Raw genomic sequence first — 1,749 nt, 5'->3', positions numbered from 1 at the left:
GGTGTTAAAATACGGAAATCAACGATTATTGAAAAGCCTACTTTTTTAAAATCTGTACTGAATTCATCAAATGCCTGGCCTGCGCTAATTATAATTTTTTTATCTATGCTCATTAGTTACTTGCTGTCATTAATAGCAGGCGGATATCTCAGGGTTCTGAATGTATTTGCTTCTACTGATGGGCTGACAGGTTGCCTGCGAAGAGAGGCATTTTACGCGAAAGCTACCTACGAACTGGCGAAATGTAAAAAAAATAACTTACCTTTTAGCGTATTAGTCATAGACCTTGATCACTTAAGAGAAGTAAATAACTCTTTCGGTCACGAAAAAGGTGATTTGGCAATTTCTCTTTGCGCAGAAAAAATACTCAAATGCCTGCGCAGCAATGATTTTGCCGGCAGGGTAGGGGGAGATGAATTTATCGTTGCACTTAAAAATACCGGGGCATCTGATGCGTTTTTAATCGCAAACAGAATTCGTGAGGCAGTTAAGAGCATAAAGCTGGAGGGGCTATTTTTGTCAGTGAGTATCGGCATATCTCAATATGATAAAGACAATGCCTCATTACAAGAGGTGATTTCTAAAGCGGATGCAAATCTCTATATTGCAAAGCGACAAAGAAATGATGTTGTATATTAAGGTGTAACCATGAAATACTTTCATCAGTTTCATGGTTGGAAATATTTAAAGCGAGTGTGTTGACTGGTTGAATCTATTTAAAACTCTCGCTCAATATATTCAAATGCACCTTTTCAATGATTTTAAAATCATCAGGCGTTAGCCTTAACATAGGGCGCGCCGGGGACTGCATTTCTTGTGTGCGGGCAGACGGCCCCGTACTGATACATACCTGGAGACAAACTGCTTACCCTCGCGCCCGCTCGGGTCGTATTCGCACGACCATTTGCCGGCAGACAGCTTATTTACACTCATCACATCTTCCTTTCTGAGGATGTGAATTTAGCTGTATGTAAATACAGTGCAAATGTTTGATTTAATTATTTGATATGAGTAGCAGGAGAGGAGCGCCACAGGAAGCGAACTTAAATAAAATTGATATTTAATTTTGTTAGCCAACAACTTTGCAGTTGCCTTACAGAACAACTAATGACAAAATCTGTAGATTAAGAATAACAATAATAAATAATATCTCCCTGATGTTAAGGGAGAGAACGACCCCACAATGTGGGGAGATGTTTTTTCTAACAAGGAAAAATCATGGGTGCTTGTCCAACCTGTTATCGGGAAATCGATAACCATCACTGTCCGTTCTGTGAAGAAAAAGAACGAGATTTTCATCGCCATGACAACATGGGAGCATATGATAAAAGTCAATCCTATACGCCTCCCCCTAACAATCTCCAGCAAGATTACAAATCCTCATACGGGCATACCGGCGGGAGAAATTCTGGTACACCAGGCGCATTAGATAAACTTTTCAAAGGTTTTATCTACGCCAAATGGACGTCCTTGTTGCTGATAGTTGTTTTGGCTTACAAAATTTTCCTGTCATTAAGATTCCTGCTTCACTTTAGCAGTAGCTTTCTTAGCCTTGCTCCGTACGTACCGCTGGCAATACTGGTTGTTATCGATTTACTGCTGTTAGGTTTATTTATCAAAAAACATAAATCTAAAAGTAACGAAGCCGGAAAACCGTCAGCTTGCGGGCTCTTATTTATAGCATTGCTATTGTGGTTCTGGTATTTGCCGTTCGTGGTAATAACTGCATCTTTTAGAATGATGTAGTAT

Annotated in this window: 2 protein-coding genes; both read left to right on the top strand. The window is 39.7% G+C overall.

All coding sequences use genetic code 11. From position 1 onward, the window contains the following. Positions 1-639 (top strand): GGDEF domain-containing protein (locus J1785_RS01260; protein WP_217218628.1); only part of this gene is annotated, 639 nt, incomplete at its 5' end. Between the two features lie 579 nt (positions 640-1,218). Beyond that, positions 1,219-1,746, top strand: a complete 528-nt coding sequence (locus tag J1785_RS01255) for a hypothetical protein (protein ID WP_129951760.1) — start codon at positions 1,219-1,221, stop codon at positions 1,744-1,746. Positions 1,747-1,749: the final 3 nt, after the last annotated feature.

Origin of the sequence: Rahnella perminowiae, assembly GCF_019049755.1 — a bacterium.
Lineage (GTDB): Bacteria > Pseudomonadota > Gammaproteobacteria > Enterobacterales > Enterobacteriaceae > Rahnella > Rahnella perminowiae.
The sequence above is the reverse complement of the archived record's forward strand: the minus strand, read 5'-3'. Positions and strand labels throughout refer to the sequence as shown.